21 protein-coding genes and 2 pseudogenes are annotated in these 25,818 nt (G+C 69.9%); 6 read left to right on the top strand and 17 right to left on the bottom strand.

Annotated elements, in window-relative coordinates; translation table 11 throughout:
• From ON759_RS05135 to ON759_RS05145, 3 genes are read right to left on the bottom strand one after another with little or no spacing between them, the layout of a single operon-like run.
• Window positions 1-1,263: a DUF819 family protein gene (locus ON759_RS05135; protein ID WP_271679283.1), complete on the bottom strand. Its 1,263-nt coding sequence runs from the start codon at window positions 1,261-1,263 to the stop codon at window positions 1-3.
• Between the two features lie 54 nt (window positions 1,264-1,317).
• Window positions 1,318-3,381 (bottom strand): S9 family peptidase, encoded by a 2,064-nt coding sequence (locus tag ON759_RS05140; protein WP_271679284.1) that lies wholly within the window; start codon window positions 3,379-3,381, stop codon window positions 1,318-1,320.
• Between the two features lie 58 nt (window positions 3,382-3,439).
• A complete protein-coding gene (locus ON759_RS05145) occupies window positions 3,440-5,413 on the bottom strand; it encodes an OPT family oligopeptide transporter (RefSeq protein WP_271679285.1) in 1,974 nt (657 codons plus the stop codon).
• A gap of 204 nt (window positions 5,414-5,617) precedes the next feature.
• Between ON759_RS05145 and ON759_RS05150 the strand changes: the two genes are divergently transcribed.
• Window positions 5,618-7,627 (top strand): M13 family metallopeptidase, encoded by a 2,010-nt coding sequence (locus ON759_RS05150; RefSeq protein ID WP_271679286.1) that lies wholly within the window; start codon window positions 5,618-5,620, stop codon window positions 7,625-7,627.
• Between the two features lie 24 nt (window positions 7,628-7,651).
• Here ON759_RS05150 and ON759_RS05155 read toward each other — a convergent pair whose 3' ends face one another.
• Both ON759_RS05155 and ON759_RS05160 read right to left on the bottom strand, forming a co-directional pair.
• Window positions 7,652-8,305 (bottom strand): rhomboid family intramembrane serine protease, encoded by a 654-nt coding sequence (locus ON759_RS05155; RefSeq protein ID WP_271679287.1) that lies wholly within the window; start codon window positions 8,303-8,305, stop codon window positions 7,652-7,654.
• Between the two features lie 51 nt (window positions 8,306-8,356).
• Window positions 8,357-8,698, bottom strand: a complete 342-nt coding sequence (locus tag ON759_RS05160; RefSeq protein ID WP_271679288.1) for an MGMT family protein — start codon at window positions 8,696-8,698, stop codon at window positions 8,357-8,359.
• Between the two features lie 38 nt (window positions 8,699-8,736).
• Between ON759_RS05160 and ON759_RS05165 the strand changes: the two genes are divergently transcribed.
• Window positions 8,737-9,147, top strand: a complete 411-nt coding sequence (locus ON759_RS05165; protein ID WP_271679289.1) for a hypothetical protein — start codon at window positions 8,737-8,739, stop codon at window positions 9,145-9,147.
• Between the two features lie 79 nt (window positions 9,148-9,226).
• Here ON759_RS05165 and ON759_RS05170 read toward each other — a convergent pair whose 3' ends face one another.
• Together ON759_RS05170 and ON759_RS05175 are read right to left on the bottom strand one after the other, a co-directional pair.
• The gene (locus ON759_RS05170) at window positions 9,227-10,348 is read right to left on the bottom strand and encodes an inorganic phosphate transporter (protein ID WP_271679290.1); all 1,122 of its coding nucleotides are present in this window, start codon (window positions 10,346-10,348) and stop codon (window positions 9,227-9,229) included.
• A 19-nt stretch (window positions 10,349-10,367) separates the two neighbouring features.
• Window positions 10,368-10,994: a DUF47 domain-containing protein gene (locus tag ON759_RS05175; RefSeq protein ID WP_271679291.1), complete on the bottom strand. Its 627-nt coding sequence runs from the start codon at window positions 10,992-10,994 to the stop codon at window positions 10,368-10,370.
• Between the two features lie 208 nt (window positions 10,995-11,202).
• Here ON759_RS05175 and ON759_RS05180 point away from each other — a divergent pair, with 208 nt between their 5' ends.
• Entirely contained in the window at window positions 11,203-12,528 is a 1,326-nt protein-coding gene (locus ON759_RS05180) for a CNNM domain-containing protein (protein WP_271679292.1), read from the top strand.
• Window positions 12,515-13,141 carry an exopolysaccharide biosynthesis protein gene (locus ON759_RS05185; protein ID WP_271679293.1) on the top strand — a complete coding sequence of 209 codons (627 nt, stop codon included), beginning with the start codon at window positions 12,515-12,517 and terminating at the stop codon, window positions 13,139-13,141. Before ON759_RS05180 ends, ON759_RS05185 begins: the two co-directional genes overlap by 14 nt.
• Window positions 13,142-13,146: 5 nt before the next feature.
• On the opposite strand, the pseudogene ON759_RS14000 reads toward ON759_RS05185, so the two are convergent.
• The 4 genes and pseudogenes from ON759_RS14000 to ON759_RS05200 form a co-directional block, all read right to left on the bottom strand.
• A pseudogene (locus ON759_RS14000) lies at window positions 13,147-13,890 on the bottom strand (putative bifunctional diguanylate cyclase/phosphodiesterase); the annotation flags it as partial.
• Window positions 13,891-13,965: 75 nt separating this feature from the next.
• A pseudogene (locus tag ON759_RS14005) lies at window positions 13,966-15,231 on the bottom strand (diguanylate cyclase domain-containing protein); the annotation flags it as partial.
• Window positions 15,232-15,281: 50 nt separating this feature from the next.
• Window positions 15,282-16,211, bottom strand: coding sequence for a phosphate/phosphite/phosphonate ABC transporter substrate-binding protein (locus ON759_RS05195; protein WP_425608452.1), 930 nt, complete (start codon window positions 16,209-16,211; stop codon window positions 15,282-15,284).
• Window positions 16,212-16,265: 54 nt separating this feature from the next.
• Window positions 16,266-17,072 carry an RNA methyltransferase gene (locus ON759_RS05200; protein WP_271679296.1) on the bottom strand — a complete coding sequence of 269 codons (807 nt, stop codon included), beginning with the start codon at window positions 17,070-17,072 and terminating at the stop codon, window positions 16,266-16,268.
• A gap of 95 nt (window positions 17,073-17,167) precedes the next feature.
• On the opposite strand from ON759_RS05200, the gene ON759_RS05205 reads away from it, so the two are divergent.
• Complete coding sequence (locus tag ON759_RS05205; protein WP_271679297.1) at window positions 17,168-17,986, top strand: inositol monophosphatase family protein; 819 nt, start codon at window positions 17,168-17,170, stop codon at window positions 17,984-17,986.
• Window positions 17,987-18,057: 71 nt separating this feature from the next.
• On the opposite strand, the gene secF is transcribed toward ON759_RS05205, so the two are convergent.
• The 6 genes from secF to ON759_RS05235 all read right to left on the bottom strand — a co-directional run bounded on the left by secF (window position 18,058) and on the right by ON759_RS05235 (window position 24,164).
• A complete protein-coding gene (gene secF / locus ON759_RS05210; RefSeq protein WP_271679298.1) occupies window positions 18,058-19,014 on the bottom strand; it encodes a protein translocase subunit SecF in 957 nt (318 codons plus the stop codon).
• Between the two features lie 13 nt (window positions 19,015-19,027).
• Entirely contained in the window at window positions 19,028-20,896 is a 1,869-nt protein-coding gene (gene secD, locus ON759_RS05215; RefSeq protein WP_271679299.1) for a protein translocase subunit SecD, read from the bottom strand.
• A 56-nt stretch (window positions 20,897-20,952) separates the two neighbouring features.
• Window positions 20,953-21,297, bottom strand: a complete 345-nt coding sequence (gene yajC / locus ON759_RS05220; protein ID WP_271679300.1) for a preprotein translocase subunit YajC — start codon at window positions 21,295-21,297, stop codon at window positions 20,953-20,955.
• Between the two features lie 80 nt (window positions 21,298-21,377).
• Window positions 21,378-22,502 (bottom strand): tRNA guanosine(34) transglycosylase Tgt, encoded by a 1,125-nt coding sequence (tgt, locus tag ON759_RS05225; protein ID WP_271679301.1) that lies wholly within the window; start codon window positions 22,500-22,502, stop codon window positions 21,378-21,380.
• 148 nt (window positions 22,503-22,650) lie between these two features.
• Entirely contained in the window at window positions 22,651-23,688 is a 1,038-nt protein-coding gene (gene queA / locus ON759_RS05230; protein WP_271679302.1) for a tRNA preQ1(34) S-adenosylmethionine ribosyltransferase-isomerase QueA, read from the bottom strand.
• 44 nt (window positions 23,689-23,732) lie between these two features.
• Window positions 23,733-24,164, bottom strand: coding sequence for an Lrp/AsnC family transcriptional regulator (locus ON759_RS05235; RefSeq protein WP_271679303.1), 432 nt, complete (start codon window positions 24,162-24,164; stop codon window positions 23,733-23,735).
• Between the two features lie 137 nt (window positions 24,165-24,301).
• On the opposite strand from ON759_RS05235, the gene ON759_RS05240 reads away from it, so the two are divergent.
• Window positions 24,302-25,789: an aminotransferase class III-fold pyridoxal phosphate-dependent enzyme gene (locus ON759_RS05240; RefSeq protein ID WP_271679304.1), complete on the top strand. Its 1,488-nt coding sequence runs from the start codon at window positions 24,302-24,304 to the stop codon at window positions 25,787-25,789.
• Window positions 25,790-25,818: the final 29 nt, after the last annotated feature.

Here is a 25,818-nt window from a genome sequence, read left to right on the forward strand (position 1 = left end):
TCAGGCACCGGCCATCGCCTGCAGCGCCAGGCCGGTCAGGTAGGCGCAGTAGGTGCCCAGCACGTAGCCCAGCACCGCGAGCAGCACGCCCACCGGCGCCAGCGCCGGATGGAAGGCACTGGCCACCACCGGCGCGCTCGCGGCTGCGCCGATGTTCGCCTGCGAGCCGACCGCCATGAAGAACAGCGGCGCGCGGATCAGCCGCGCCACCAGCAGCATCAGGCCCGCGTGCACCGAGATCCAGACTAGGCCGAGCAGCAGCAGGAAGGGCTTGTCGGCCAGCGCCTTCAGGTCCATCTGCATGCCGATCGTGGCGATCAGCACGTACAGGAACACGGTGCCGATCTTGGAGGCGCCCGCGCCCTCGAGCTGGCGCGCCCGGGTCAGGCTGGCCAGCACGCCGATGGTGGTGGCGATCACCACCAGCCAGAAGAAGCGCGAATCCAGGCTGTAATCCTGCAGGCGCCAGTCGGCCGGCATCGACCGGATCCAGGCGACCAGCGGTTCGGCGAGGAAATGCGCGATGCCGGTGGCGCCGATCCCGACCGCGAAGATCAGCACCAGGTCGGTCGTCGATGCGATCCGCGCGTGCTGCGCCTGGTAACTGGCCATGCGCTGCTTCAGGGTCTCGATCGCGGAGGTATCCGCCTTCAGCCAGCGATCCCACGCATCCGCGCGCGACGCCATGAACAGCAGCGTCGCCATCCACACGTAGCCCACGATCACGTCGACCGCGGCGAACTGCCCGAACAGGGTGGCATCGACCTGGAACACTTCCTTCATCGCGGCCTGGTTGGCGCCGCCGCCGATCCAGCTGCCGGTGAGCGTGGTCATGCCGCGCCAGGTCTCGCCCGCCACGGTCTCCGGATGCACCAGGCCCATCACGTTGAACGACACCACCGCGCCCAGCATCACGCCGAGGGTGCCGGTCAGGAACATCACCAGCGCCTTCGGCCCGAGCTTGGCGATGCCGCCGATGTCCATCGATACGCAGAACAGCACGAGCGACGCCGGCAGCAGGTAGTCGCGCGCCATCGGGTACAGCCCCGAGCCCGCGCCATCGATCAGCCCGACGCTGTTGGCGATGGCCGGCAGCAGGTAGCAGGGCAGGATCGCCGGCACCACCGCGTAGAACTTCTTCCAGAATCCCCGCTCACGCGACGCGCCCCAGAACACGAAGCCCAGGATGATCGCCAGCAAGCCGAGCACGGCAGCGTCGTTGGTGATCAAGGCGGTGGAGGGTGCGGTCGATTCAAGCGCCATGCGCGATTCCGATGGAAGCGCCGCGGGCGCTGTAGCGCCCGACGGCAGGGGAGGTCACTGCCCGATGTGCTGCTTCAGCCAGTCGTTGACCGTGTCGTGCCAGAGCACGCTGTTCTGCGGCTTCAGCACCCAGTGGTTCTCGTCGGGGAAGTACAGGAACTTCGATTCGACGCCGCGGCGCTGGTGCGCGGTGAACAGGGCGATGCCCTGCTCGACCGGGATGCGGTAGTCGAGCTGGCCGTGGATCACCAGCATCGGCACCTTGAACGCAGACACGTGGTTCACCGGGTTGAACTGCTCGTACTGCTTCGGGACGTCGTAGGGCGTGCCGCCCTGCTCCCATTCGGTGAACCACAGCTCCTCGGTGGCGTAGCCCATCATCCGCTGGTCGAACACGCCGTCGTGGCTGACCAGGCACTTCCACGGCGCGTTCCAGTTGCCGGCGATCCAGTTGACCATGAAGCCGCCGTAGCTGGCGCCCAGCGCGCAAGCCTTGCCGCCGTCGAGGAAGGCGTACTTCCGCTGCGCCGCGGCCCAGCCCTTCTGCAGGTCCTCCAGCGGGCGGTCGCCCCAGTGCTGGCTGATCGCGTCGGTGAATGCCTGGCCGTAGCCGGTGCTGCCGTGGAAGTCGATCATCACCACCGCGTAGCCCTGGCCGGCATAGGTCTGCGGGTTCCAGCGGTAGCTCCAGCCGTTGCCGAAGCTGCCTTGCGGACCACCGTGGATCAGGAACGCGACCGGGTACTTCTTGCCGGGCGTGTAGTTCCACGGCTTGACCACGTAGCCGTGCACGGTCTCGTTGTTCCAGCCGGCGAAGGTGAACTGCTCGTAGTCGCCCCACGCGACGTCCGGCAGCATGTCGCCCCCGCTCGGGGTGATCGCGCGCAGCGGGGCGTTGCCGTCGGCGCTGGTGGCGTACAGCACGTCGCCGCTCTTGAGCGAATTGCGCGACACCGCCAGCGTCGGCCCGGCGAGGTCGAACGCCGACACACTGCCGTCGTCCACCACCGTCTCGACGGCGCCATTGGCCAGCGAGACCCGGAACAGCGGATGCTGGCCCAGCGCCTGCGCGGTGGTGTACAGCCACTGGCCGTCGGCGGACAGGGTGATGCCATCGGCGGACGCATCCCACTTCGGCGCCAGTTCCCTGGCCTTGCCGGTGGCCAGGTCCATCGCCATCAGCGCGAAGCGGTCGGCCTCGAAGCCCGGGCGCGCCATCGCGCGGTAGTACAGGGTCTTGCCGTCCGCGCTGAACACCGGGCCGGCGTCCCAAGCCTTGTTGGCGGCGGTCAGGTTGCGCGCGCCGCTGCCATCGGCCGCGACCAGCCAGATGTCGAAGTTGGTGTTCCAGGGTTCCTCGCGATCGGCCTGGCGCACGCTCATCGCCACCGACGTGCCGTCGGGCGACCACGCGAAGTCGGACAGGTCGCCGAACGGCTTGGACGGGATGTCGCCGGCGATGTCGCCGCTCAGCAACGTGCCGCCCTTGGCCATGCCCTCGCCACCCAACTTCGCCGCGAACACGCGGTTCAGGCGCCCGTCGTTCCAGGTGTCCCAGTGGCGGATGAACATGCGGTCGAAGACCTGCCCGCTGGCCTTGGCCGCCCCGGCTTCATCGAGCTTCTTCCGGGTGCAACCGAGGTCCGCCTTGCAATCCGGGAACACCGCCAGCGCCAGCGCGACCTGGCGGCCGTCGGGCGAGAGCTTGTAGCCATCGACATCCACCGCGGTATCGGTGAGGCGCCTCGGCTCGCCACCCGCCACCGGCATCGCGTACAGCTGCATCGAACCCGACTTCGCGCTCAGGAAGTACACGGACTTGCCGTCCGGCGAGAACGCCGGCGAGTTGACGTTCCAGCCTTCCGGCGTCAGCCGCGATGGCGGGCGCATGTCGCGCGTGGCCAGGTTGCGGATCCACAGCGAGGTGCTGGACTTGTTGCTGTCCTTGTCGACCACGCGCTTGGCGAACACCAGCACGCGCCCGTCCGGCGACAGCGTCGGCGAGGAATGGCGGTCCATGTAGGCCATGTCGCGCACGGTGAAGCCGCGGGCAGCGTCGGCCACCGCGGGGAGCGACAACGCGAGGGCGAGCGGGAGGATGGCGAGGCGAAGGTTCATGGCGATGGTCCGTGATGCGAATGGAGAAGCGCCCGCGGCATGCGCGGGCGCGGATGGATCAGGCGTTCGGATTGGCCTTGGCGCCGGTGCGATAGAGCAGCCAGGCGACCAGCGCGAGTACCGCGAGGCCGAGGTACTTGCCGAACTGCAGGTGCTCGGGCAGCGCGATCACGTCGGGGCGACCGGTGGCCACGATCGGGATCGCGATCAGGATGCCCATCAGCGCCTCGCCGGTGATCAGGCCGGCCGAGAACAGCGTGCCCGGGCGATGCAGGCGGTCGCGCGCGGCCTCGTCGTGGCTGCCGACCATGCCGTGACGCTTCTCCACCAGGTGCGCCAGCAGGCCGCCGAGGAAGATCGGCACCATCAGCTCGAGCGGCAGGTAGATGCCGATCGCCGCGGCCAGCACCGGCACGCGGAAGCTGCTGCCGCGCGCCTTGAGCATCTCGTCGATGGCGATGATCACCGCGCCGACCGCGGCGCCGATGCCGATGATCATCCACGGCAGATCCTTGCCGCCGAACATGCCGCCCGCGACCGAGGCCATCAGCGTGGCCTGCGGCGCGGCGAGCGAGTTGGGGTGCTCCGGGGTGGGGGCGCCGATGCCGTAGGCCTGCGCCAGCAGGTTCAGCACCGGCGCCATGATCAGCGCGCAGGAGAACGCGCCGATGCCCAGCATCAGCTGCTGCTTCCACGGGGTCGCGCCGACCAGGTAACCGGCCTTGAGGTCCTGCAGGTTGTCGCCACCGACCGCCGCCGCGCAGCACACCACCGCGCCGATCATGATCGCGGCGACCGCGCCCAGCGGCGCGCCGCCGGCGCCGACCGCGGTTCGGCCCGCCTCGCCCAGCAACACCATCAGCACCACCGAGGCGAACAGGATGGTGGCGATGGTGATGCCCGAGACCGGGTTGTTCGACGACCCGACCAGGCCAGCGAGGTAGGCGGACACGGACACGAACAGGAAGCCGGCGACGATCATGATGATCGCCATCGGGATGCTCACGTGCCACATGCCCACGATCGCCTGGTACAGCAGCAGCAGCGGCACCACGAACGCGACCAGCGCCACCAGCATCCACTTCATCGGCAGGTCGCGCTCGGTCTCGGCGACGTTCGCGTCGGATCCCGCGCGGGCCGCGGCGATGCCGCTGCGCACGCCGGACAGCAGCGAATTGCGCAGCGAGAACAGCGTCCACGCACCGCCGATCAGCATCGCGCCGACGCCGAGGTAGCGGATCTTCGCCGACCAGATCGCGCCGGCGATGTCCTCGGCGCCCGCGCCGGCGATGTTGGCCGCCAGCGCCGGGTCGGAGTCGAGGAAGAACATGTGGTACAGCGGGATCGCAATGTGCCAGGACAGGATCGAACCGGAGACCACCACGATGCCGATGTTGAGGCCGACGATGTAACCCACGCCGAGCAGGGCGGGCGACAGGTTGGTGCCCATGTACCCGAGGTACTTGCCGAAGAAGCCGGCTCCCGCGGCGGTGTCCGGGATCAGCTTCATGCCGCTCGCCGCCGCGGCCTTGATCAGGCCGCCCAGCGCGGCGGAGAAGCCCAGGATCTTCAGGCCGGGACCGGGGTTCTCGCCAGCCTTCAGCACTTCCGCCGCCGCCTTGCCCTCGGGGAACGGCAGCGGCTCCTCGACGATCATCGAGCGCCGCAGCGGCACCGAGAACAGCACGCCGAGCAGGCCGCCCAGGCCGGCGATCGCCAGCACCCAGGAATATTTGAAGTCCTGCCAGTAGCCCAGGATGATCAGCGCGGGGATGGTGAAGATCACGCCGGCCGCGATCGACGAACCGGCGGACGCGCCGGTCTGCACGATGTTGTTCTCGAGGATGGTGCCGCCGCCGAGCAGGCGCAGCACGCCCATCGAGACGACCGCCGCCGGGATCGCGGTGGCGATGGTCAAGCCCGCGAACAGGCCGAGGTAGGCGTTGGCCGCGGACAGGATCACCGCGAGGACGATGGCCAACAGCACGGCGCGGAACGTGAGCTGCGGCACGGCGGAACCTGAATTCGACATCGACGCCCCTCCCAAGGCATGCAATCGACGAAACCTAGCCCGCCACGCACGACAAAGTCCAGTGCGGTCGGTCGCGCCGGGACGAGGATTGCGCCACGGGACGGCAGCCCAACGCGGCACCGCGCGACGCTGAACGGGTGGCGAACGAGCCCGTTGGAGGCGCTGCTACACTCGGCCCCCTGCCCGCTCCGGAGTTCCCGCCGCATGCCGACGCCGCGCCCGCTCGCATTCGCATTGGCCCTCGCCCTCCTTGCCGGGGCTGCCAGCGGCGACGCGACCGCCGCGAAGAAAAAGAAGCCCGCGCCGAAGCCCGCGGCCAGCACCGCCTGCACCGATTTCTACGCCGAGGCCAACAGCGCTTGGTTGAAGGCGAATCCGATGCCGGCCAGCGGCGCGATCTCCTCGCTAGGCCAGCTGAGCGCACTCGCCCTCCAGCAGCAGCGCGACCTGCTGGACGCGGCGATGAACGCCCCGCAAGGCAATGTGCAGAAACTGCTGGGCGACTTCTGGGCGAGCGGACTGGATGAGGCCGCGATCGACCGCGACGGCGCGAACCCGGTGGCCCCCCTGCTCCAGCGGATCGACGCGATCCGCAAGCCCAAGGACATTGCCCCGGCGATCGCCGCCCTGCACCAGGTCGGCATCCCCGTGGCCTTCAACTTCAGCGCCGAACTCGACCTGCGCGACCTGGGGCGGCACCTGGGCTATTTCGGCCAGGGCGGCCTGGGCCTGCCGGATCCTGCCTACTACACCCGCAGCGACGCCGACACCCGTGCCCTGCTGGGGCGTTACGCCGAGTACGTCCAGAAGATCCTGGTCCTGACCGGCGTGCCCGCGGAATCCGCCGCCGCCGAGGCCCGCTCGGTGGTCGAACTCGAGACCCGGATCGCCAGCGCCTCGCGTCCGCTGGTCGACCTGCGCGATCCACGCGCGAACTTCTCGCCAGTCCCCACTTCCGGCCTCGGCAAGCAGTACCGCAACCTGCAGCTCGACGCGTTCCTCAAGTCCCAGGGCGTCAGCGACGACACCGTGTCCATCGCAAACCCGGCGCTGTTCGCGCAACTCGACAAGCTGGTCGCGGGGCTGAAGCCGCAACAGTGGAAGAGCTACCTGCGCTGGCGCATCGGCGACGCGATGGCGCCTTACCTGGCCAAGCCCTGGCGCGATGCCTCCTTCGACTTCCGCGGCAAGGTGCTGCGCGGGGAGACGATGCCCGCACCGCGCTGGCAACAGGCGCTGGACGCGATCAACCTCGCCGCCGGACCGATGCTCGGCCGCGAATACGCGGCACGCTACCTCCCGGCGCAGGATCGGCAGCAGGCGGAGGCCATCGCCGGCCAGGTCCGCGACGCGCTGGCGCGCGCGGTCGAAGGCAGCACCTGGATGGGCGATGCCGCCAAGGCGGAGGCCCTGGCGAAGCTGAAGGACCTGCGCATCGAAGTCGGCACCCCGAGGCGCGACCTCGACTACAGCGTGCAACCGATGGGCCGCGGCAGCTTCGGCGGCAACATGCTGATCGCCGCGACCTGGCGGCATCGCGAGGAAATGCGCCGGATCGGCCGCGACAATGCCGGTCGTCGCTGGGAGGTACTGCCGCAGGAGCCCGCGCTGGCGTACGAGCTGGCGCACAACCGGCTGATCGTCACCGCGGCCATGCTGCAGGCGCCGGTCCTCGATGCGTCGATGCCGGCAGCTGCCCGCTACGGTGCGTTTGGCGCGCTGGTCGGCCATGAGCTCAGCCACGTGGTCGACATGCGCGGCCGGCTGGTGGACGCCAAGGGCGCGTTGCGGGACTGGTGGACACCCACCGAAGCCGCCGCCTGGGACGCCAGGCTGCAGCAGGTGGCGACGCTGTACGACGGACTCGCCTACCCGCAACTCGGCAACGTGAAGGTCAATGGCCGCCTTACCCGCGATGCCGCGATCGCCGACATCGCCGGCCTCGGCCTGGCCCGCGATGCGATGAAGGCGGCGCTGCCGGACGGCGGCGCGGAAGCCGACAAGGCGTTCTACCGCGCCTGGGCGCACGTCTGGGCGCAACAGGTCACCGATGACGAGGCACAACGCCGCAGCCTGCAGGACGTGCGCCCGCCCGGTCGCTGGCGCGCCAACGGGGCGATCATGCAGGAGCCCGCCTTCGCGACGGCATTCGCATGCAAGGCCGGCAGCGCGATGCAGCGCAAGCCGGAAGACCGGATCCAGGTCTTTCCCTGAGGCGGCCTCGCCGCCGCCGCGCGGCTAGCGGACCACCCGCAAGCGCGGTCCCCGGCCGCGCCCGAACGGCGGCTGCCCGCGCCAGTAGCGGATCAGCAGCCAGCCGAACAGCATCCCGCCAAGGTGCGCGAAGTGGGCCACCCCGGGCTGCAGGCCGGTGAACCCCAGCATCAGCTCGAACAGGCCGTAGAGGATCACCAGGGTTCGCGCGCGCATCGGGATGGGCGGGATCAGCAGCATCACCCGCTGGTTCGGGAACAGCATCCCGTAGGCCAGCAGCAGGCCGAACACGCCGCCCGACGCGCCCACGGTGCTGCCGACATCCCCGGTCGAGGCCGCCATCCACGAGGTCACCAGCAACTGGCAGAGGCCGGCACCGGCCACGGCCGTCAGGTAATACGTCAGGTAACGGCGCGGCCCCCACGTGTATTCCAGCGGTGCGCCGAACATGACCAGCGCCAGCATGTTGAAGGCGATGTGGGCGATGTTGCCGGGGTCGTGCAGGAAGCCGTAGGTCAGCAACTGCCACGGCATGAACCACTGCTCGGGGGCATCGGGCACGTAGGGCCAGAGTTCGAGGAACGCGTACGCCTGCTCGCCCACCACCCACTGCAGCAGGTAGGCGACGAGGTTGGCGATCAACAGCGCCTTGGTGACCCTGGGGAGGTTGAACGGCATCCGTGCGTCCTGCGATCCGCGTTGCGGTGCAACATCATACGGCGCAGCGCCTCAGCGCGGCGACCAGATGGCGGCATCCAGCGACCCATCGTCGGCCGGCATCCGCACCCGCCCGCCCTGCACCGGCACCCCTTCGGCCGCGAGCCGCCGCGCCTGTTCGCGGTACCCCCGCGATCCCGGCGGGAACGCGATGCGCCCGTCCGATCGCAGGACCCGGTGCCACGGCAGCGCGGGGTCGTCGTTCGCGGCCAGGATCCGCGCCACCAGCCGCGCGCGCCCCGGCAGGCCGGCGCGGCGCGCGATCACCCCGTAGCCCGCGACCTGCCCGCGCGGCACCGCGCGGATCGCGGCGAGGATGGCGGTTTCCGGCGAGTGGCCAGGCGGCGTGCCCATCGGGTTAGCATAACGATTCCCCCGCCTCGGTCCCCGCGATGCACAACTTCGAACAAGTCCGCAGCCACCTCAGCGCCGCCGGCTACAAGCTCACCCTGCAGGATCCGTTCGTGGCCTGCGTGGAGCTGTCGCTGGCGCAGGGCAAGCGGCACCAGGCGATCTTCCTGTCGGAGCTGCAGGACGACGACGGCCGCGGCTACCTGCGGGTGAGCACGGCGATCGCGCCGACCACCGGGCTGGACGCGCGCCGCGCCCTCGCCTTCAACTGGGCCAGCCGGGTCGGCTACCTCGCGATCGGCGAGCTCGACGGCGTGCCCTACCTGCAGCTGTGCGAGAACCGGCCGTACGACTGCCTCGACGCCGCCGAGGTCGACCGGCTGGTGCTGGAGATCGGCGGCATGGGCGACGAAATGGAGCGGCGGATGTCGGCGGGCGGCGACCTCTTGTAAACGCGGACAGCCGCGACCGACCAAGCAAAACGCCGGCCCGGGGCCGGCGTTTTCGCATCCGCGACCGGGGCCGCGTGGCTCAGGTCCAGCCCATCGCCTCGGCCAGCCGCAGCAGCAGGTAGGCGAAGCCACCGGCGGCCGGGATGGTCAGGATCCAGGCCCAGATGATGCGCTCGATCACCGAGATCTTGAGCTTGCGCGGGTTCTTGCCGAAGCCGACGCCCATGATCGCGGTGGAGATGCTGTGCGTGGTCGACACCGGCATGCCGAAGTTCGAGGCGGTCACCAGGATCGTGGCCGAGGCGGTCTCGGCGGCGAAGCCGTCGATCGGCTGCAGCTTGACCATCTTGTGGCCCAGCGTCTTGATGATGCGCCAGCCGCCCATCGCGGTGCCGGCCGCCATCACCAGCGCGCAGGTGCCGATGATCCAGGTGTCGATGTCCTGCTCGCCGCCGTCCGGATGGATGAACGACAGCCAGCCCGGCAGGCTGTCCAGGGTGCCGGCCTGCTGCGCCCCGAAGATCGCCAGCGCGATGATGCCCATGGTCTTCTGCGCATCCTGCTTGCCGTGGGCGAAGCCCATGTAGCCGGCCGAGAGGATCTGCGCCTTGCCGAAGAACGCGTTGACCCAGCGCGGGCGGGCCATCCGCGCCAACGCGCCGCCGGCGCGGCCCATGCCCCAGATGATCCCGTACAGCAGGCCGAGGATCAGCACCCCGAGGGTGAAGCCGGCGATCGGCGAGCTGACCATCGGCACCACCACCTTCCACAGCAGGCCCTTGTTGGTCGTCCAGCCGCCATCGCCGAGCTTGGACCAGACCAGCGCGTGCCAGTCGTTGTCGGCCGCGGCCAGCGCCGCGCCGCACAGGCCGCCGATCAACGCGTGCGACGACGACGACGGCAGGCCGAACCACCAGGTGATCAGGTTCCAGATGATCGCGCCCGTCAGCGCGCACAGGATCACCTGCGAGGTCACCATCACCACGTCCTGATTGATCAGGCCGCTGGCGATGGTCTTGGCCACCGCGGTGCCGGCGAAGGCGCCGACCAGGTTCATGCTCGCCGCCAGCATCACCGCCTGGCCGGGCGAGAGCACCTTGGTCGCGACCACGGTGGCGATGGAGTTGGCGGTGTCGTGGAAGCCGTTGATGAACTCGAACACCAGGGCGGCGAGGATCACCAGCAACAGGAGGGTCAGCATGGCGCGCTCCGGGCCGGGATCAGCTGTTCTTCAGCACGATTTCGTAGGCCACCACGCCCGCCTCGCGGCAACGGTCGATGGCCTTTTCCATGATCTCGAAGAACTCCTTGAGCAGGAACATCTCGCCCGGGTCCAGCGTGCCGGAGTAGATGTCGCGATGCAGTTCCAGGATCAGCCGGTCGGCCTCCATCTCGATGACCCGCAGGCGGTCGCTGAGCGCCTTCATCCGGTCCAGGCGCAGCTCCGGCAGCTCGCGCACCATCTCCACCACCACCGCGGCGGCCTGCTCCAGCATCGCCGCGCGCGGCGCGAAATCGATGTGCTCCAGCCGGTGCCGGGCGAGGTCGAAGCGGTCGGCGAAGCGCTCGACCTGCTTGGGGATCTTGTACAGCGCCGATCCCAGCGCCTCGATGTCCTCGCGCTCGAACGGGGTGATGAAGCTGTCGACCAGCGCCTGGCTGATCTTGTCGGAGGCCACCCGCTCGCGCTGGCGCGCGTGCTTGAAGGGTTCCAGCGACGGGGTGCGCGCGCGGTCGCGGAGCATCGCGTGCAGGGCCTTGGTGCTGTCGTAGGCGGCGTCGGCCGCCTCGTTGAACAGGGCGTAGAACTGCTTGCCCTGGCCGAAGATGGTCTGCAAGGAGAACATGGGAAACCCGGGGTCCGGAGGCGTCGGGGCGGAATTATGACCGTTCGGTGACCGCCGCGCTCACGCCGGGTGCACCCGCCCCCGCTGCTATCATCCGCCTGCGCCCCGGCGCATCCCATGCCCGACTCCCCCCGCCCACCGCCGCAGCCGCACCCCGCCAGCCCCGCCAGGGCGGTTGGTGTGCGCATGGCCGCAGGACGGTCCCGCCGTGGTTGAGCTGCTGGTCGTCGCCTTCCTGATCCTGCTCAACGCCTTCTTCGCGATGTCGGAGATGGCGCTGATGACCTCGCGCAAGCTGCGCCTGAAGCAGCTGGCCGAGGATCCCGACGCCCCCAGCCGCGGTGCCAAGGTCGCGCTGGCGCTGGTCGAGCGCCCCGACAACCTGCTGTCGACGGTGCAGGTCGGCATCACCCTGATCACCGTGCTCACCGGCGTGCTGGGCGGCGATGCGCTGGGCGGGGTGATCGCCGGGAAACTCAAGCCGCTGCTGCCGTTCGCGGGCCATTACGCCACCACGATCGGGGTCGGCGTCGCGGTGACCGTGATCACTGCCGCCTCGGTGATCTTCGGCGAGCTCATCCCCAAGCGGCTGGCGCTGACCGATCCCGAGCGGATCGCCAGCCTGGTCGCGGTGCCGCTGCAGGCGCTGTCGGTGGGCGCCAAGCCGGTGGTGGCCTCGCTGTCCGCGATCAACCGCGGCGTGCTGCGCCTGCTGGGCATTCGCGACGACGCGCGCAGCGCGATCACCGAGGAGGAGATCCAGCTGCTGGTGAGCGAAAGCCACGAGCAGGGCGTGATCGACCTCGATGAGCGCAACATGATGAACCGGGTCATGCGCCTCGGCGACCGCACGGTCGAGAGCCTGATGACCCCGCGCACCGACATCGCCTGGCTGGACGTCACCGCGCCGCTGGCGGACAACCTGGCGACCATGCAGGAGACGCCGTTCTCCCGCTACCCGGTCTACCGCGGCAGCGATGCCGACGTCGCCGGCATCCTCGAAGTGAAGACGCTGCTCGACGAACTGGGCCGCGACCAGCCCGACCTGTTCGCCGACCTGCGCCCGGCGCTGTTCGTGGCCGAGTCGACCCATGCGCTGAAGCTGGTCGAGATCCTGCGCGAGGAGCAGCACTCGCAGGCGCTGGTGGTGGACGAATACGGCGACATCCAGGGCCTGGTGACGATCTCCGACGTGATGGACGCGATCCTCGGCCGCCTCACCGCCGGCGAGGCGCACGACGAGGAAGCGCTGGTAGTCGAGCGCGAGGACGGCTCGCTGCTGGTCGACGGCGGCCTGCACATCGACGAACTGCGCGAACTCACCGGCGAGCGCCTGGCAGACGCCGAGGAGCACGACTACCACACCGCCGCGGGGCTGGTGATCGCCCACTTCGGCCGCATCCCGCACGTCGGCGAGCATTTCCGCATCGGCCTGTGGCGGCTCGAGGTGGTGGACCTGGACGGCCCGCGCATCGACAAGCTGCTGCTGCAGCGCAGCCCCGACGCCATGGATGGCGACGATGGCACCGGCTGAGCACGACCCGCGCGAGGTTGGCACGCGCGCGATCCTCGACGCCCTGCTCGACGGCGACGCCGCGGAATCGCCCGACCTGCGCGACCTGTTCGACGGCCTCGGCCGGCGCGGCTTCGGCATGCTGCTGTTCGTCGCCGCCCTGCCCGCCTTCATCCCGATCCCGGTCGGCGGCGCGGTCAGCGGCCCCCTGGTCGTGCTGATCGCCACCCAACTGCTGGTCGGCCTGCGCAAGCCCTGGCTGCCCGCCTTCATCGCCGAGCGCGCCCCGCGACGGCAGGCGCTCGCGCGCTTCGAGCGCATCGTCGATCCGTGGCTGCGGCGCCTCGAGCGGGTGGTCCGCCCGCGGCTGCCGGCAGTGCTCGACCATCGCCTGGGCACGGCGTTCACCGGCCTGCTCCTGCTGCTGCTCGGCCTGTTGCTGGCGCTGCCGATCCCGCTGACGAACTACCTGTTCGGCGGGATCATCCTGCTGTTCGCGCTGGCCCTGCTGGAGCGCGATGGCGCGCTGATGCTGGCGGCATGGGGCATCGGGCTGGCTGCGCTCGCCACCACCGGCGCGCTGTCCGGCGGGCTGGTGGCGATGGTCGAGGACCTGGCTGCGCGCTGGGGCTGAACCGCTCAGTCGAGCAGGCGCGCGAACGCGTCGGCCGAAACCGGATATCCGAGCCAGTACCCTTGCACCAGGTCGCAATCGCGATCGCGGAGGAGCTCGAACTGGCCCTGCTTCTCCACGCCTTCGGCGACCACGGTGATCCCCATCGAATGCGCCATCGCCACGATCGCGCTGGTCAGCGCCAGGTCGTCCGGGTCGCGCAGCAGGTCGGTGATGAAGCTTCGGTCGATCTTCAGCCCATCGACCTGGACGCGGCGCAGGTGGCTGAGGCTGGAATAGCCGGTGCCGAAATCGTCCAGCCAGACCCGCACCCCCGCCTCGCGCAGGCGCGCGAGCAGCGCGGTGGCATGCGCTTCGTCGCTGATCACCGCAGTCTCGGTCAGCTCGACGTGCAGGCGCGCCGGCGACAGGCCGCTGTCCAGCAGGGCTGCCTGGATCTGGTGCAACAGGTCGCCGCTGCGCAATTGCCGCGGCGAGACGTTGACCGCCACGAACGGCGGCTCCCCGGCACCATCCGGCGTGCGCCATTGCGCCGCCTCGCGGCAGGCCGCGCGCAGCACCTCCGGGCCGATCGATTCGATCATGCCGCTCTGTTCGGCCACCTCGATGAACACCGCCGGCGCGACCGCGCCGTCCTCGGGATGCTGCCAGCGCAACAGCGCCTCGGCGCCGACCAGCACGCGGTCGCGGGTGCGGTAGATCGGCTGGTAGGCCAGGCTCAACTCGCCGCGCTCCCATGCGCCGCGCAGGTCGTGCTCCATGCGCATCCTGCGCTCCACCGCCTGGTCCATGCTGCGGCTGTAGAAGCGATGGCAGTTCTTGCCGGCGACCTTCGCCTGGTACATCGCGATGTCGCCGTTCTTCATCAGCATCGACGCCCCCTCCGCATCATCCGGGAACAGGGCCACGCCGATCGAGACGCCGAGGAAGACCTGGCGGCCGTGCAACAGCATGGGCTGGCCGATCTCCCGCACCAGCGCCTCGGCCAGGCGCTTGGCCAGCGCCCGCACGTCCGTGCCGGCGCAGTCGTGGCCAGCCTCGAGCAGCACCACGAACTCGTCGCCGCCGAAGCGCGCCACGCAGCCTTCCGCGCCTGCGTGCCCACCCACGATGCGTTCGATCCGCCCCGCGACCTGCAGCAGCACTTCGTCGCCGGCTTCATGCCCCAGCGTGTCGTTGATCCGCTTGAAATCGTCGATGTCGGCGAACAGCAAGGCCAGCTGGCGTCCCGCGCCCTGCAATTCGCGCAGGCGCTTGTCGAGCAATTCGCGGAACGCGAGCCGGTTGGAGAGGCCGGTGAGCGCATCGCTGTAGGCGACCCTGCGGATGTCCCGGTCGTGCTTGGCCACGCTGTCGCGCATGCGCGCGAACGTGCGCACCAGGTCGCCCAGCTCGTCGTTGCGGGCGCTGTCCGGCACCGGGGTCGAGAAGTCGCCCCCCTCGATCGCCCGGGCCGCGTCGCCGAGCATGCGGATCGGCTGCACCAATAGTCGCTGGACCAGCGCGACCGCCGCGAACGCGATGGTGGCCAGCGCCACGCACAACAGCAGCAGCCATGCCAGGTCGCGACGCCCCACGGCATCGATCCGGTCGCGCAGGCCGCCCATCGCTGCCGTCTCGGCCGCGGCCATGCCGGCGAGCGAATAGCCGATGCGTACCCCGCCCAGCCGCTGGTCGCCGATCATCACCGGGCTGGACACGTCCAGCAGCTGGCCGAGGTTCCGCGCATGGGGACCCTGGGCGGCGATGATGTCCGCGGCCAGCGCGTCCGACATCGGTTGGCCGTACGCCGCGATGTCGCCGGACCCGTCGTGCAGGATGCGCCCCGCGGTGTCGTAGACCAGCACGTACTCGACGTCGGACTCCCGCAATGCCGCGCGCGCGCGCGCGCCGATCGCATCCAGGTCGAAGTAGTAGAGCGGGTTGGCCAGCGCATCGGCCAACTGGCGCACTTCGGCCTCGCCATCCTGGCGCATGCGGTCGGCGAGCAGCACGCGCATCGACTCGCGGGTGGCCTCGCTGACCTCGTGGCGGCTGGCCTGCTGGCGATTCCACAGCAGGACCATCACCAGCACGACGATCGCCAGCATCAGCGCGATGGCGCCGATGAACTTCGACTGCAACCCCCAGGCGGGTCGCTTCACTCGACCTCCGTGCGGATCCGCAGGACGCCACGTGCGAGTTCATCGAGGGCGCGGCGGTCGTCCGCGCTCACCGGCACGAAGCGCGACGTGCCGATGAAGCGGCGCAGCACCTCGCCGGCATCCGGGTCCTGCGCGGCCTCCACCAGCACTTCGCGCAAGCGCGCCTCGACCTTCGGGTCCATCCCGCTGCGGGTCAGGATGATCGCGCGCGGCACCTCCGCGCTGGTGGCGACCACGCGGAAGTCGCGGGCGAACGCGGGAGGCAGGCGTTGCGGGTTGCCCCAGTCGAGGTTGCTGAGCACGCCCGCATCCACCAGGCGCTTGTGCACCCAGGTGGTGATGTTCAGCTCGGTGCGCGCGAACAGGTAGCCGACCGCATCCGGTGGCGCCTTGTCCATCGGCGTGAGCAATGGTTCGATGCGCAAGTCGGCCTCCAGCATCATGCTCGCCGGCAGGTAGTAGGCGCTGGTCGAATACGGGCTCTGGAAGGCCACGCTGTGGCCGCGCATGTCCCGCAGGCTGCGGATGCTGCTGTCGCGACGCACGAACAGGACGCTGTGGTAACGCGTCGCGCCATCGCGTTCGGTCACCAGCAGCGAGCGAGCGGCTGCCCGCCGCTCCAGCAATGCGGCGTTGCCCGAGGTCTCGGTCACCCAGTCGACCTGGCCCCGGCGCATGTAACTCGCCATCTGCTGCAGGTCGCGCGCCATCAGGATGCGCCCGCTGCGGATACCCACGCTGGCCATGCGCGGGACGACATAGTCGAGCAGCGGCTTCAGTTGGTCGTAGTGCGACTTCGGGTCGTCGCTGACCCGGCCCAGCACCAGCACCGTCGGATCGTCGGCCGGCGCCGGCGGCGCCTGCCCCCCGGACGCCGGCAGCGCGACCATCGCCAGGCCGGCAAGCAAGCCCATCAGCACCGGCAGTCGTGGCAGCAGCGGCTTGCGCAAGGCAGGTCGACCTCGGATCCCCGGATCAGCCTAACCGATTTTGGCGGGCACGGAACCCATCGCCGCGGCCAGTCGCGCCATCCGCTGCGCGTCGGCCAGGACGCCGCGCAGCAGCCGGATGTCGGCGCTGTCGAGGTTCGCGCGCAGGTACAGGCGGCGCAGCTTGCGCATCGCCGATTCCGGCGCCCGGCCCTTGTGGAAGTCGATCTGCTCGAGGGTCTCGGCGAGTTGGCCGAACAGGCCCTCCAGCTCCGCATGCGAGGCGCTGCCCTCCCCCGGGGGGGCGGTGCGCATCGCCAGCGTGGGCTGCGTGTCGGCGCCGGCCGCGTCCAGCACGGCGCAGCGCAGCTCGTAGGCGAGCACCTGCACTGCGGCGGCCAGGTTGAGCGAGCTGAAGGCCGGGTCGGACGGGATGTGCACCGCGGCGTGGCAGAGCTGCAGCTCGTCGTTGTCGAGGCCGGTGCGTTCGCGCCCGAACACCAGCGCCACCGGGCCGTTGGCGGCCGCCAGCAGCGCGCGCCGGGCGGCATCGCGCGGGTGCAGCGGCTCCAGCTGGATGCGCCGGCTGCGCGCCGTGCAACCCAGCACCCAGCGGCAGTCGGCCACGGCCTCGGCCAAGGTCGCGAACACCGGGGCCGCCTCGACCAGGTCGTCGGCGCCGGCGGCCATCGCCTGGGTATCGCGGTCCGGGGCCTTTTCCGGGGCGACCAGCACCAGCCGGGACAGGCCCATGGTCTTCATCGCGCGCGCCGCGGAACCGATGTTGCCGGGGTGCTGGGTGCCCACCAGGACGATGCGCACGTCGGGCGCCGGGGCGGATTCGAGCTGGGTCTCCATCCGCGAATGGTAAACTGCGTGGCCGGGCCATCGTGCCCGGTCGCTCTTTCCCGCCGTCGCCGTCCCTTCCTCACGTCATCCGAGGCGCTTACGCCATGCAGAAACCCGTGGTCAATGTCATGGTCAAGGCGGCCCGCGCGGCCGGCAACGTCCTCCTGCGCAACCTGCACAAGCTCGATGGCGTCAACATCGTCGAGAAGGAGCGCATGGACTATGCCAGCGAGATCGACGAGCAGGCGGAACAGGCCATCCTCCGCGAACTCCGCCGCGCCTATCCGGATGCCTCGTTCCTCGGCGAGGAGACCGGCATCCACGGCAAGGGCCCGTCGGTGTTCGTCATCGACCCGCTGGACGGGACCAGCAACTACCTGCGCGGCTTCCCGCACTGGTGCGTCTCGATCGCCCTCGTCGAGGGCGGCGAGCCGCAGCACGCGGTGGTCTTCGACCCGCTGCGCAACGAGCTGTTCACCGCCAGCCGCGGCAGCGGCGCGGTGCTCAACGACAAGCGCATCCGCGTGTCGGAGCGCAAGGACCTCGGCGGCGCGGTGCTGGCGACCGGCTTCCCGCCGCGCGAGCGCGAACGCACCCCGGCGCACCTGGAATGCGTGCGCGAGCTCCTGCGCGAGGCCGAAGACATCCGCCGCACCGGTTCGGCCGCGCTCGACCTCGCCTACGTCGCCTGCGGGCGCCTGGACGGGTATTTCGAAGGCAACATCCGGCCGTGGGACATCGCCGCGGGCGTGCTGCTGGTGCGCGAGGCCGGCGGCCGGGTCTGCGATTTCCGCGGCGCCGCCACCGGGCCGATGGACCAGCGCGGGATGGCCGGGCGCCAGCTGCTGGCCGGCAACCAGAAGCTGGGCACCGAGCTGCAGAAGCTGATCGTGCAGTCCGGCTACGCCGCCGCCTTCGCCTGATCCCGCAAGCCACCGCACGAAAAAGGCCGCGCAATGCGCGGCCTTTTTCGTTCAGCGCGAGCGCGATGCCATCAGGGACGGCGCGCCAGCGCCTCGACATCCTTCGCCTTCGGCATCAGGTCCTGCTTGCTCACGCCCAGCCACATCAGCAGCGGGCAGGCGACGAAGATCGAGGACAGCGTGCCGACGGCGATGCCGAGCATCTGCGACTCGGCCATGCCGCGCAGCGAACCGCCGCCGTAGAGGTACAGGGCGAGCACGGTCAGCATGGCGACGAAGGAGGTGATCACCGTGCGCGACAGGGTCTGGTTGATCGACTTGTTCAGCACCTCGCCCGGCGGGGCGCGCAGTCCCTTGAAGTTCTCGCGCACGCGGTCGAACACCACGATGGTGTCGTTGATCGAGTAGCCCATCACGGAGAGGATGCCGGCCAGCACGGTCAGGTCGAATTCATGCCCGGTCAGCGCGAACCACCCCGCGCAGATCAGCACGTCGTGCAGGGTGGTGATGATCGCGGCCACCGCGAACTTCCACTCGAAGCGCGCGGAGATGTAGGCAAGGAAGCCGATCACCACGAACAGCAACGCGTACACGCCCTTCTCGGCGAGTTCGCGACCCACCTGCGCGCTGATCACCGCGCTGCTGCGCTTTTCCGCCGGATTGCCGTCCAGCGAGGCCGCCGCCGCCACCGCATCGCCGATGCTGGCCGCCTTGTCGGCGCCGCCGGCCTGCTTGCCCTCGGTCTGCAGGCGCACCAGCAGGTCGTTGCCGCTGCCGAAGGCCTGCACCTGCGCCCCGGGATAGCCGTTGGCCTCCAGGCGGGTGCGCACCGCGTCGACGTCCGGGGACTTGGCGTAGCGCAGCTCGACGCCGACGCCGCCGGTGAAGTCGAGGGCGAAGTTGAAGCCCTTGAAGCCGATCGCGCCGAGCGCGACCACCATCAGCAGGAAGGCCACGCCCAGCGACACCAGGCGCAAGCGCATGAAGTCGATGTTGCTGTCGTACGGGAACACATTGAACGGTTTCATGTCTGCGGCTCCCTCAGATCGCGATCGACTTCAGCTTCTTGCGGCGGCCGTAGACCAGCGTGGCGATGCCGCGCGAGACCGACACCGCGGTGTACATCGAGGTCACGATGCCCAGGATCAGGGCGACCGCGAAGCCCTTGAGCGGGCCGGTGCCGAACGCGAACAGGGCCACGCCCGCCAGCATCGCGGTGAGGTTGGCGTCGGCGATGGTGCCGGAGGCGCGCTCGTAGCCCTCGGCGATGGCCTTCTGCGGTGGCAAGCCCAGCCGCAATTCCTCTCGGATGCGCTCGTTGATCAACACGTTGGCGTCCACCGACATGCCCACCGTCAACGCGATGCCGGCCAGGCCCGGCAGGGTCAGGGTGAAGCCGAGCAGCGACATCAGCGCCACCACCATCAGCAGGTTCAGCATCAGCGCCAGGCAGGTGATGACGCCGAACATGCGGTAGTAGATGAGGAAGAAGCCCAGCGCGAAGATGAAGGAGAACGCCACCGCCTTCAGGCCGCGCTGCACGTTCTCGGCGCCCAGGCTCGGGCCCACGGTGCGCTCGTCGACGAAGTCCATCGGCGCCGCCAGTGCGCCGGCGCGCAGCAGCAGGGCGAGGTCGGAGGCTTCCTTCATGCTCTCCAGGCCGGTGGTCTGGAAATCGCGACCGAGGGTGCTCTGGATGGTGGCGACGGAGATCACCTGCTCGTTGACGCGGGTGCTGCGCACCTCCTTGCCGTCGACCAGCTTCACCTCGGGGATGCGCTCGCTGTAGACCACCGCCATCGGCTTGCCGACGTGCTGGCTGGAGTAGTCGAACATGCGCTGCCCGCCGATGCTGGTCAGGCGCACGCTCACCGCCGGGGTGCCGGACTGCGAATCGAACAGCGAGCTCGCGCTCTGCAGTTGCTCGCCGGAGGCGATCACCCGCTTGTTGAGCAGGATCGGGATCGGCTTGCCGTCGGCGCCGAGTTCCTTGCGGTAGAACAGGCGGCCCTCGGGCGGGACCAGGCCCGCATCGCGCGCATCGTAGGCATTGCCTTCGACCACGCCGCGGTATTCGAGCGTGGCGGTGGCGCCGAGGATGCGCTTGGCCTGCGCGGTGTCCTGCACGCCCGGCAGCTGGACGACCACGCGGTCGGCGCCCTGGCGCTGGATGATCGGCTCGGCGACGCCCAACTCGTTGATGCGGTTGTTGAGCGTGCCGATGTTCTGCTGCACGGCGTCGGTCAGCATCTTGTCCAGCTCGGCTTGCGGGATGCGCACCGAGACGGTGTTGCCGGCCGCATCGACCTGGTAGGTCGGCATGTTGCGGGCGAACAGGCGCTGCGCGGCCACGGGATCCTGGCCGGTGCCGAGGGTGGCGACCACGGTGCCGTCCTTGCGCGGCTCGACCGCGGTGTAGCGGATGCGGTTGTCGCGCAACAGCACGCGCATGTCCTCGGCGGTGGCCTCGAAGCGCTTGGCCAGCGCGGCTTCCTTGTCGACCTGCATCTCGAAGTACACGCCGCCGCGCAGGTCCAGGCCCAGGAACATCGGCTTGGCGCCGATCGCCTGCAGCCAGGCCGGCACAGTGGAGGCCTGGTTCAGCGCGACCACGAAGCCGCTGCCCAGTTCGTCGCGGATCGCCTGCGAGGCGCGGGTCTGGTCGTCGTCGCTGGCGGTGCGGACCAGCAGGTTGCCGTCCTTGCCGATCTCCGAGGACGCGAACGGCACGCTGGCCTTCTTCAGCGCGGACTCGACCCGCTGCTGGAGGGCGGCGTCGACCTTGGTGCCGCGGTTGGCGGTGACCTGGACCGCGGGATCCTGCGGGAACACGTTGGGCACCGAGTACAGCAGGCTCAATGCGAGGGCGATCAGGATGACCAGGTATTTCCAGCGGGAATATTCGAGCATCGGCAAACCCCGCGCGCGGCCGCTCGGGCCGGCGCATCAAGCGGAACGAAGGTGGATCAGGCGGACTTCAGCGTGCCCTTGGGCAGGACGTTGGCGATCGCGCCCTTCTGCACGCGCAGCTGCACGCCGTCGGCGACTTCCACGGTGATGAAGCTCTCGCCGATGTTGGATACGGTGCCGGCGATGCCCCCGTTGGTGATCACCTCGTCGCCCTTGGCCAGCTTCTCGAGCATGGCGCGATGTTCCTTCTGCCGCTTCATCTGCGGGCGGATCATCAGGAAGTACATGATCGCGATCAGGATGATCGGGAACAGCAGGGTCGACATCATGCTGGGGGCGGCGGGCGCGGCGCCGGCGGCCTGGGCGTGGGCGGCGGGGATCAGGGCATCAAGCGGGTTCATGCGGATTCCGGGTCTTCGGGAACGGGCGGGCTGGCCGGAGCCAGCCGCGAATTATGCCACGGGGGGCCGCCCCCGGCCCCTCAAGGCCGGCGGGCCGCGTAGAAGGACTCCCGGAACGCGGCGAAGGTTCCCCGTTCGATGGCCTCGCGCATCCCGGCCATGAGCCGCTGGTAGTAGCGCAGGTTGTGCAGGGTGCCCAGCACGGGGCCGAGCATCTCGTTGCAGCGGTCGAGGTGGCGCAGGTAGCTGCGGCTGAAGCCGCCTGCGCAGGCCACGCAGTCGCAGCCCTCCTCGATCGGGCGCAGGTCGTGCTCGTACTGGGCGTTGCGGACGCGGACGGTGCCGGAGGCGGTGAAGAAGTGCCCGTTGCGCGCGTTGCGGGTGGGCATCACGCAATCGAACATGTCGATCCCGCGCGCCACCGCCTCCACCAGGTCCTCCGGCCGCCCCACGCCCATCAGGTAGCGCGGGCGGTCGACCGGCAACTGCGGGCAGGTGTGGTCGAGCATGGCGTTGCGCTCGGCCTCGGTCTCGCCGACCGCCAGGCCGCCCACCGCATAGCCGTCGAAGCCGATCTGCTGCAACCCCGCGGCGGACGCGGAGCGCAGGTCGTGGTGCACGCCGCCCTGGACGATGCCGAACAGCGCGGCGTCATTGCCTTCGTGCGCCTTCTTGGAGCGTTCGGCCCAGCGCAGCGACAGCGCCATCGAACGCTCGACCACCCGCTTGTCGACCGGCTGGCCATCGACGGTCACCGGCGGGCATTCGTCGAAGATCATCACGATGTCGCTGCCCAGCACCTTCTGGATGTGCATGGATTCCTCGGGCCCGAGGAACACCTTGCGGCCATCGGTGGGTGCGGCGAAGGTCACGCCGGCCTCGGTGATCTTGCGCCGGTGCGCCAGCGAGAACACCTGGAAGCCGCCGGAGTCGGTGAGGATCGGGCCGTCCCAGCGGGCGAAGCCGTGCAGGCCGCCGTGGGCCTTGATCACCTCGAGGCCGGGCCGCAGGAACAAGTGGAAGGTGTTGCCGAGGATGATCTGCGCGCCGAGGTCGCGCACCTGCTGCGGCAGCACGCCCTTGACCGTGCCGTAGGTGCCGACCGGCATGAACGCCGGGGTCTCGATGACCCCGCGCGGGAAGGTGATGCGGCCGCGCCGTGCCGCGCCGTCGGTGCCGAGCAACTCGAAATTCATGCGGCTCATCGGATATTGCCCGCGACGGCACCGGCCATGCGGTCGTCCTCCCCGGCGCGGGGGAACATCCTGTTCCACGCGCCGCCGCGCGCCATCCAGGGCGTTCTGTCCGGAGTGACCGGACGGCACGCCCTGCTCTTCATGCCTGCATCGCGACTCATGGCTGCGCCTCCGGGAACAACAGCATCGCGTCGCCATAGCTGAAGAAGCGATAGCGCTCGCGCACCGCATGCTCGTAGGCGGCGAAGATCCGCGGCTTGCCGGCGAACGCGGAGACCAGCATCAGCAACGTGCTTTCCGGCAGGTGGAAATTGGTGAGCAGGGCATCCACGCTGCGGATGCGATAGCCCGGGAAGATGAAGATGCTGGTCTCGCCGGCGAAGGGTTGCAGCTCGCCATCGACCAGCGCGCTTTCCAGCGCGCGCAGCACCGTGGTCCCCACCGCAACCACCCGGCCACCGGCGGCGCGGGTCCTGCGCACCTGCGCGACCAGCTCGGCGCCGACGTTGATCCACTCGCTGTGCATGCGGTGCTCGCGGATGTCGTCGACCCGCATCGGCTGGAAGGTGCCGGCGCCGACGTGCAGGGTCACGTGCCCCAGCTCGACTCCGCGCGCGCGCAGGGCCGCCAGCAGCGCATCGTCGAAATGCAGGCCGGCGGTCGGTGCCGCGACCGCCCCCACCTGCCTGGCGAACACGGTCTGGTAGCGCTCGGCATCGTCGCTGCCGGGTTCGCGCTGGATGTAGGGCGGCAGCGGCAGGCGGCCGGCGTGCAGCAGCCAGTTCTCCAGCGGCTCCGGCAGGTGGAAGCGCAGGTGCCAGAACCCGGCCGCGTCGCGCGACAGCACTTCCGCCTCGCCACCGGCGTCCAGGGCGATGCGGCTGCCGGGTTGCGGCGGCTTGCTGACGCCCAGCTGCGCGCGGGCTTCCTCGCCGGGCAGCAGGCGCTCGATCAGGATCTCGACGCGCCCGCCGGTCGCCTTCTGCCCGAACAGCCGCGCCGGGATGACCCGGGTGTCGTTGAACACCAGCAGGTCGCCCGGCTGCAGCAGCGACGGCAGGTCGCGCACCTGGAGGTCGGCGAAGGCGGCATCGCCCGGCGGCACCAGCAGCAGGCGGCTGGCGGAACGCTCAGGCAAGGGCGCCTGCGCGATCAGCGCCTCGGGCAGCTCGTAGTGGAAGTCGGACTTCTTCAAGGCGGGGCGTGGCGTGGACGGCCGCGCATTGTAGGCGGCGCGGCCTAGCGCTCGAACTTGGTGGACAGGATGATCGAGGTATTGGTGCGCTCGACGCCGTCGATCGCGCCGATCCGGTCGGTCAGCACGTCCATCTCGCCGACGCTGGCGGTGACCGCCAGCGCGATCAGGTCGTGGCCGCCGCTGATCGAGTACAGCACCCGCACCTCGTGCATGCCCTGCAGGGACTTGACCACCGAGGTCATCTGCTTGGGCCGCAGGGTGATCAGGATGTGCGCGCGGATGCGATTGCGCTCGAGTTCGTCGTCGATGCGCACGGTGTAGCCGCGGATGACCCCCTGCTGCTCCAGCCGGGCGATGCGGTTCTGCACGGTGGTGCGCGACAGCCCCAGCTTGCGGGCGATGTCGGCGGTGGTGGCGCGGGCGTTCTCGCGCAACAGCGAGAGCAGGAGTTCGTCGGCGGCGGAGATGCGCATATCGCCGGATCATACCGTCGATCCGCCCGGATTGCCCGGCGTTCCGGGCGATTCACCCCTACCGATCGTCCGCGATCCCGCGATAATGACGGTTTGCCGCGCGCGGCCCGGCCGCCGGCGCTCCCCGGGAGACCCCAATGAGCCTGATCGACACCCTCGCCCCGTTGCGCGCCCATGGCGGCATGCGCACCACCGGCCTCGACGACGCCACCCTGCTCGCCTTCGCCGACCGCGACCCGCAGCTGGCCGAGGCCATCTCCGCCGCCGCCGAGGCCTATGCCGACGTGCGCGCGGAATTCCCCGCCCTGCTGGACATGGAAGAGGACGCGCAGCGCGCCGAGGTGCAGTCCGGCTTCGTCAATTTCTACTCGCAGGACAATTCCAACCCGTACGTGGCCCTGGTCGCGCGCGGCCCGTGGATCGTCACCCTCAAGGGCGCGGTGGTCTACGACACCGGCGGCTACGGCATGCTCGGCCTCGGCCACGCGCCGGCGGCGGTGATCGAGGCGATGGCCAGGCCGCAGGCGATGGCCAACATCATGACCCCCAACGTCTCCCAGCTGCGCTTCGCCAATGCGATGCGCGCGGAGATCGGGCAAACCCGCGGCGGCTGCCCCTACGCGGCCTTCCTGTGCCTGAACTCCGGCTCGGAATCGGTGTCGCTGGCGGCGCGCATCGTAGACGCCAATGCCAAGACCCTGACCGACGCCGGCGCCCGCCACGCCGGCAAGGCGATCAAGCGCGTGGTGGTCAAGGGCGCCTTCCATGGCCGCACCGAGAAGCCGGCGCTGTATTCCGACTCCACCCGCAAGACCTACGTGCAGCACCTGGCCAGCTTCCGCGGCGAGGACAGCGTGATCGCGGTGGCGCCCTACGATGCCGACGCCCTGCGCAAGGCCTTCGCCGATGCCGACGCCAACGGCTGGTTCATCGAGGCGATGTTCCTGGAGCCGGTGATGGGCGAAGGCGACCCGGGCCGCAGCGTGCCGGTCGATTACTACACCCTGGCGCGCGAGCTGACCCGCGCGCACGGCAGCCTGCTGCTGGTCGACTCGATCCAGGCCGGCCTGCGCGCCACTGGCTACCTGTCGATCGTCGACTACCCCGGCTTCGAGCAGGCCGAGGCGCCGGACATGGAGACCTATTCCAAGGCGCTCAACGCCGGCCAGTACCCGCTGTCGGTGCTTGCCGTCACCGAATCCGCCGCCGCGATCTACAAGCGCGGCCTGTATGGCAACACGATGACCGCCAACCCGCGCGCGCTGGACGTCGCCTGCGCCGTGCTCGGCCAGCTGACCCCGGCATTGCGCGCGAACATCCGCGATCGCGGCACCCAGGTGCTGGCGATGCTGGACGCGCTCAAGGCCGAACTCGGCGGCCGCATCACCAAGGTGCAGGGCACGGGCCTGCTGTTCTCCTGCGAGCTGGCGCCGGGCTACAAGGGCTACGGCACCGGCTCCACCGAGGAATGGATGCGCGAACAGGGCATCGGCGTGATCCACGGCGGCGAGAACTCGCTGCGCTTCACCCCGCACTTCGCGGTCACCGAGGCGGAACTCGCGCTGGTCGTGTCGATGGTCAAGCGCGCGCTGCTGGAAGGGCCGCGCGAGGCCATCGCCGCCTGATCGAAGCGGCGGGCGCCAGCGCCCGCCAC

It is taken from the genome of Thermomonas mangrovi, from assembly GCF_028201335.1.
Taxonomy (GTDB): Bacteria; Pseudomonadota; Gammaproteobacteria; order Xanthomonadales; family Xanthomonadaceae; genus Thermomonas; species Thermomonas mangrovi.

Excerpts from the sequence above, each read along its gene's own strand:
- ON759_RS05165 (WP_271679289.1), top strand. The coding sequence starts at position 8,737 with ATGCACAACTTCGAACAAGTCCGCAGCCACCTCAGCGCCGCCGGCTAC.
- ON759_RS05185 (WP_271679293.1), top strand. The coding sequence starts at position 12,515 with ATGGCACCGGCTGAGCACGACCCGCGCGAGGTTGGCACGCGCGCGATC.
- ON759_RS05160 (WP_271679288.1), bottom strand. The coding sequence starts at position 8,698 with ATGGGCACGCCGCCTGGCCACTCGCCGGAAACCGCCATCCTCGCCGCG.
- ON759_RS05140 (WP_271679284.1), bottom strand. The coding sequence starts at position 3,381 with ATGAACCTTCGCCTCGCCATCCTCCCGCTCGCCCTCGCGTTGTCGCTC.
- ON759_RS05235 (WP_271679303.1), bottom strand. The coding sequence starts at position 24,164 with ATGCGCATCTCCGCCGCCGACGAACTCCTGCTCTCGCTGTTGCGCGAG.
- ON759_RS05205 (WP_271679297.1), top strand. The coding sequence starts at position 17,168 with ATGCAGAAACCCGTGGTCAATGTCATGGTCAAGGCGGCCCGCGCGGCC.
- yajC (WP_271679300.1), bottom strand. The coding sequence starts at position 21,297 with ATGAACCCGCTTGATGCCCTGATCCCCGCCGCCCACGCCCAGGCCGCC.
- secD (WP_271679299.1), bottom strand. The coding sequence starts at position 20,896 with ATGCTCGAATATTCCCGCTGGAAATACCTGGTCATCCTGATCGCCCTC.
- secF (WP_271679298.1), bottom strand. The coding sequence starts at position 19,014 with ATGAAACCGTTCAATGTGTTCCCGTACGACAGCAACATCGACTTCATG.
- ON759_RS05150 (WP_271679286.1), top strand. The coding sequence starts at position 5,618 with ATGCCGACGCCGCGCCCGCTCGCATTCGCATTGGCCCTCGCCCTCCTT.
- ON759_RS05175 (WP_271679291.1), bottom strand. The coding sequence starts at position 10,994 with ATGTTCTCCTTGCAGACCATCTTCGGCCAGGGCAAGCAGTTCTACGCC.
- tgt (WP_271679301.1), bottom strand. The coding sequence starts at position 22,502 with ATGAGCCGCATGAATTTCGAGTTGCTCGGCACCGACGGCGCGGCACGG.
- ON759_RS05240 (WP_271679304.1), top strand. The coding sequence starts at position 24,302 with ATGAGCCTGATCGACACCCTCGCCCCGTTGCGCGCCCATGGCGGCATG.
- ON759_RS05155 (WP_271679287.1), bottom strand. The coding sequence starts at position 8,305 with ATGCCGTTCAACCTCCCCAGGGTCACCAAGGCGCTGTTGATCGCCAAC.
- ON759_RS05135 (WP_271679283.1), bottom strand. The coding sequence starts at position 1,263 with ATGGCGCTTGAATCGACCGCACCCTCCACCGCCTTGATCACCAACGAC.
- ON759_RS05170 (WP_271679290.1), bottom strand. The coding sequence starts at position 10,348 with ATGCTGACCCTCCTGTTGCTGGTGATCCTCGCCGCCCTGGTGTTCGAG.
- ON759_RS05145 (WP_271679285.1), bottom strand. The coding sequence starts at position 5,413 with ATGTCGAATTCAGGTTCCGCCGTGCCGCAGCTCACGTTCCGCGCCGTG.
- ON759_RS05200 (WP_271679296.1), bottom strand. The coding sequence starts at position 17,072 with ATGGAGACCCAGCTCGAATCCGCCCCGGCGCCCGACGTGCGCATCGTC.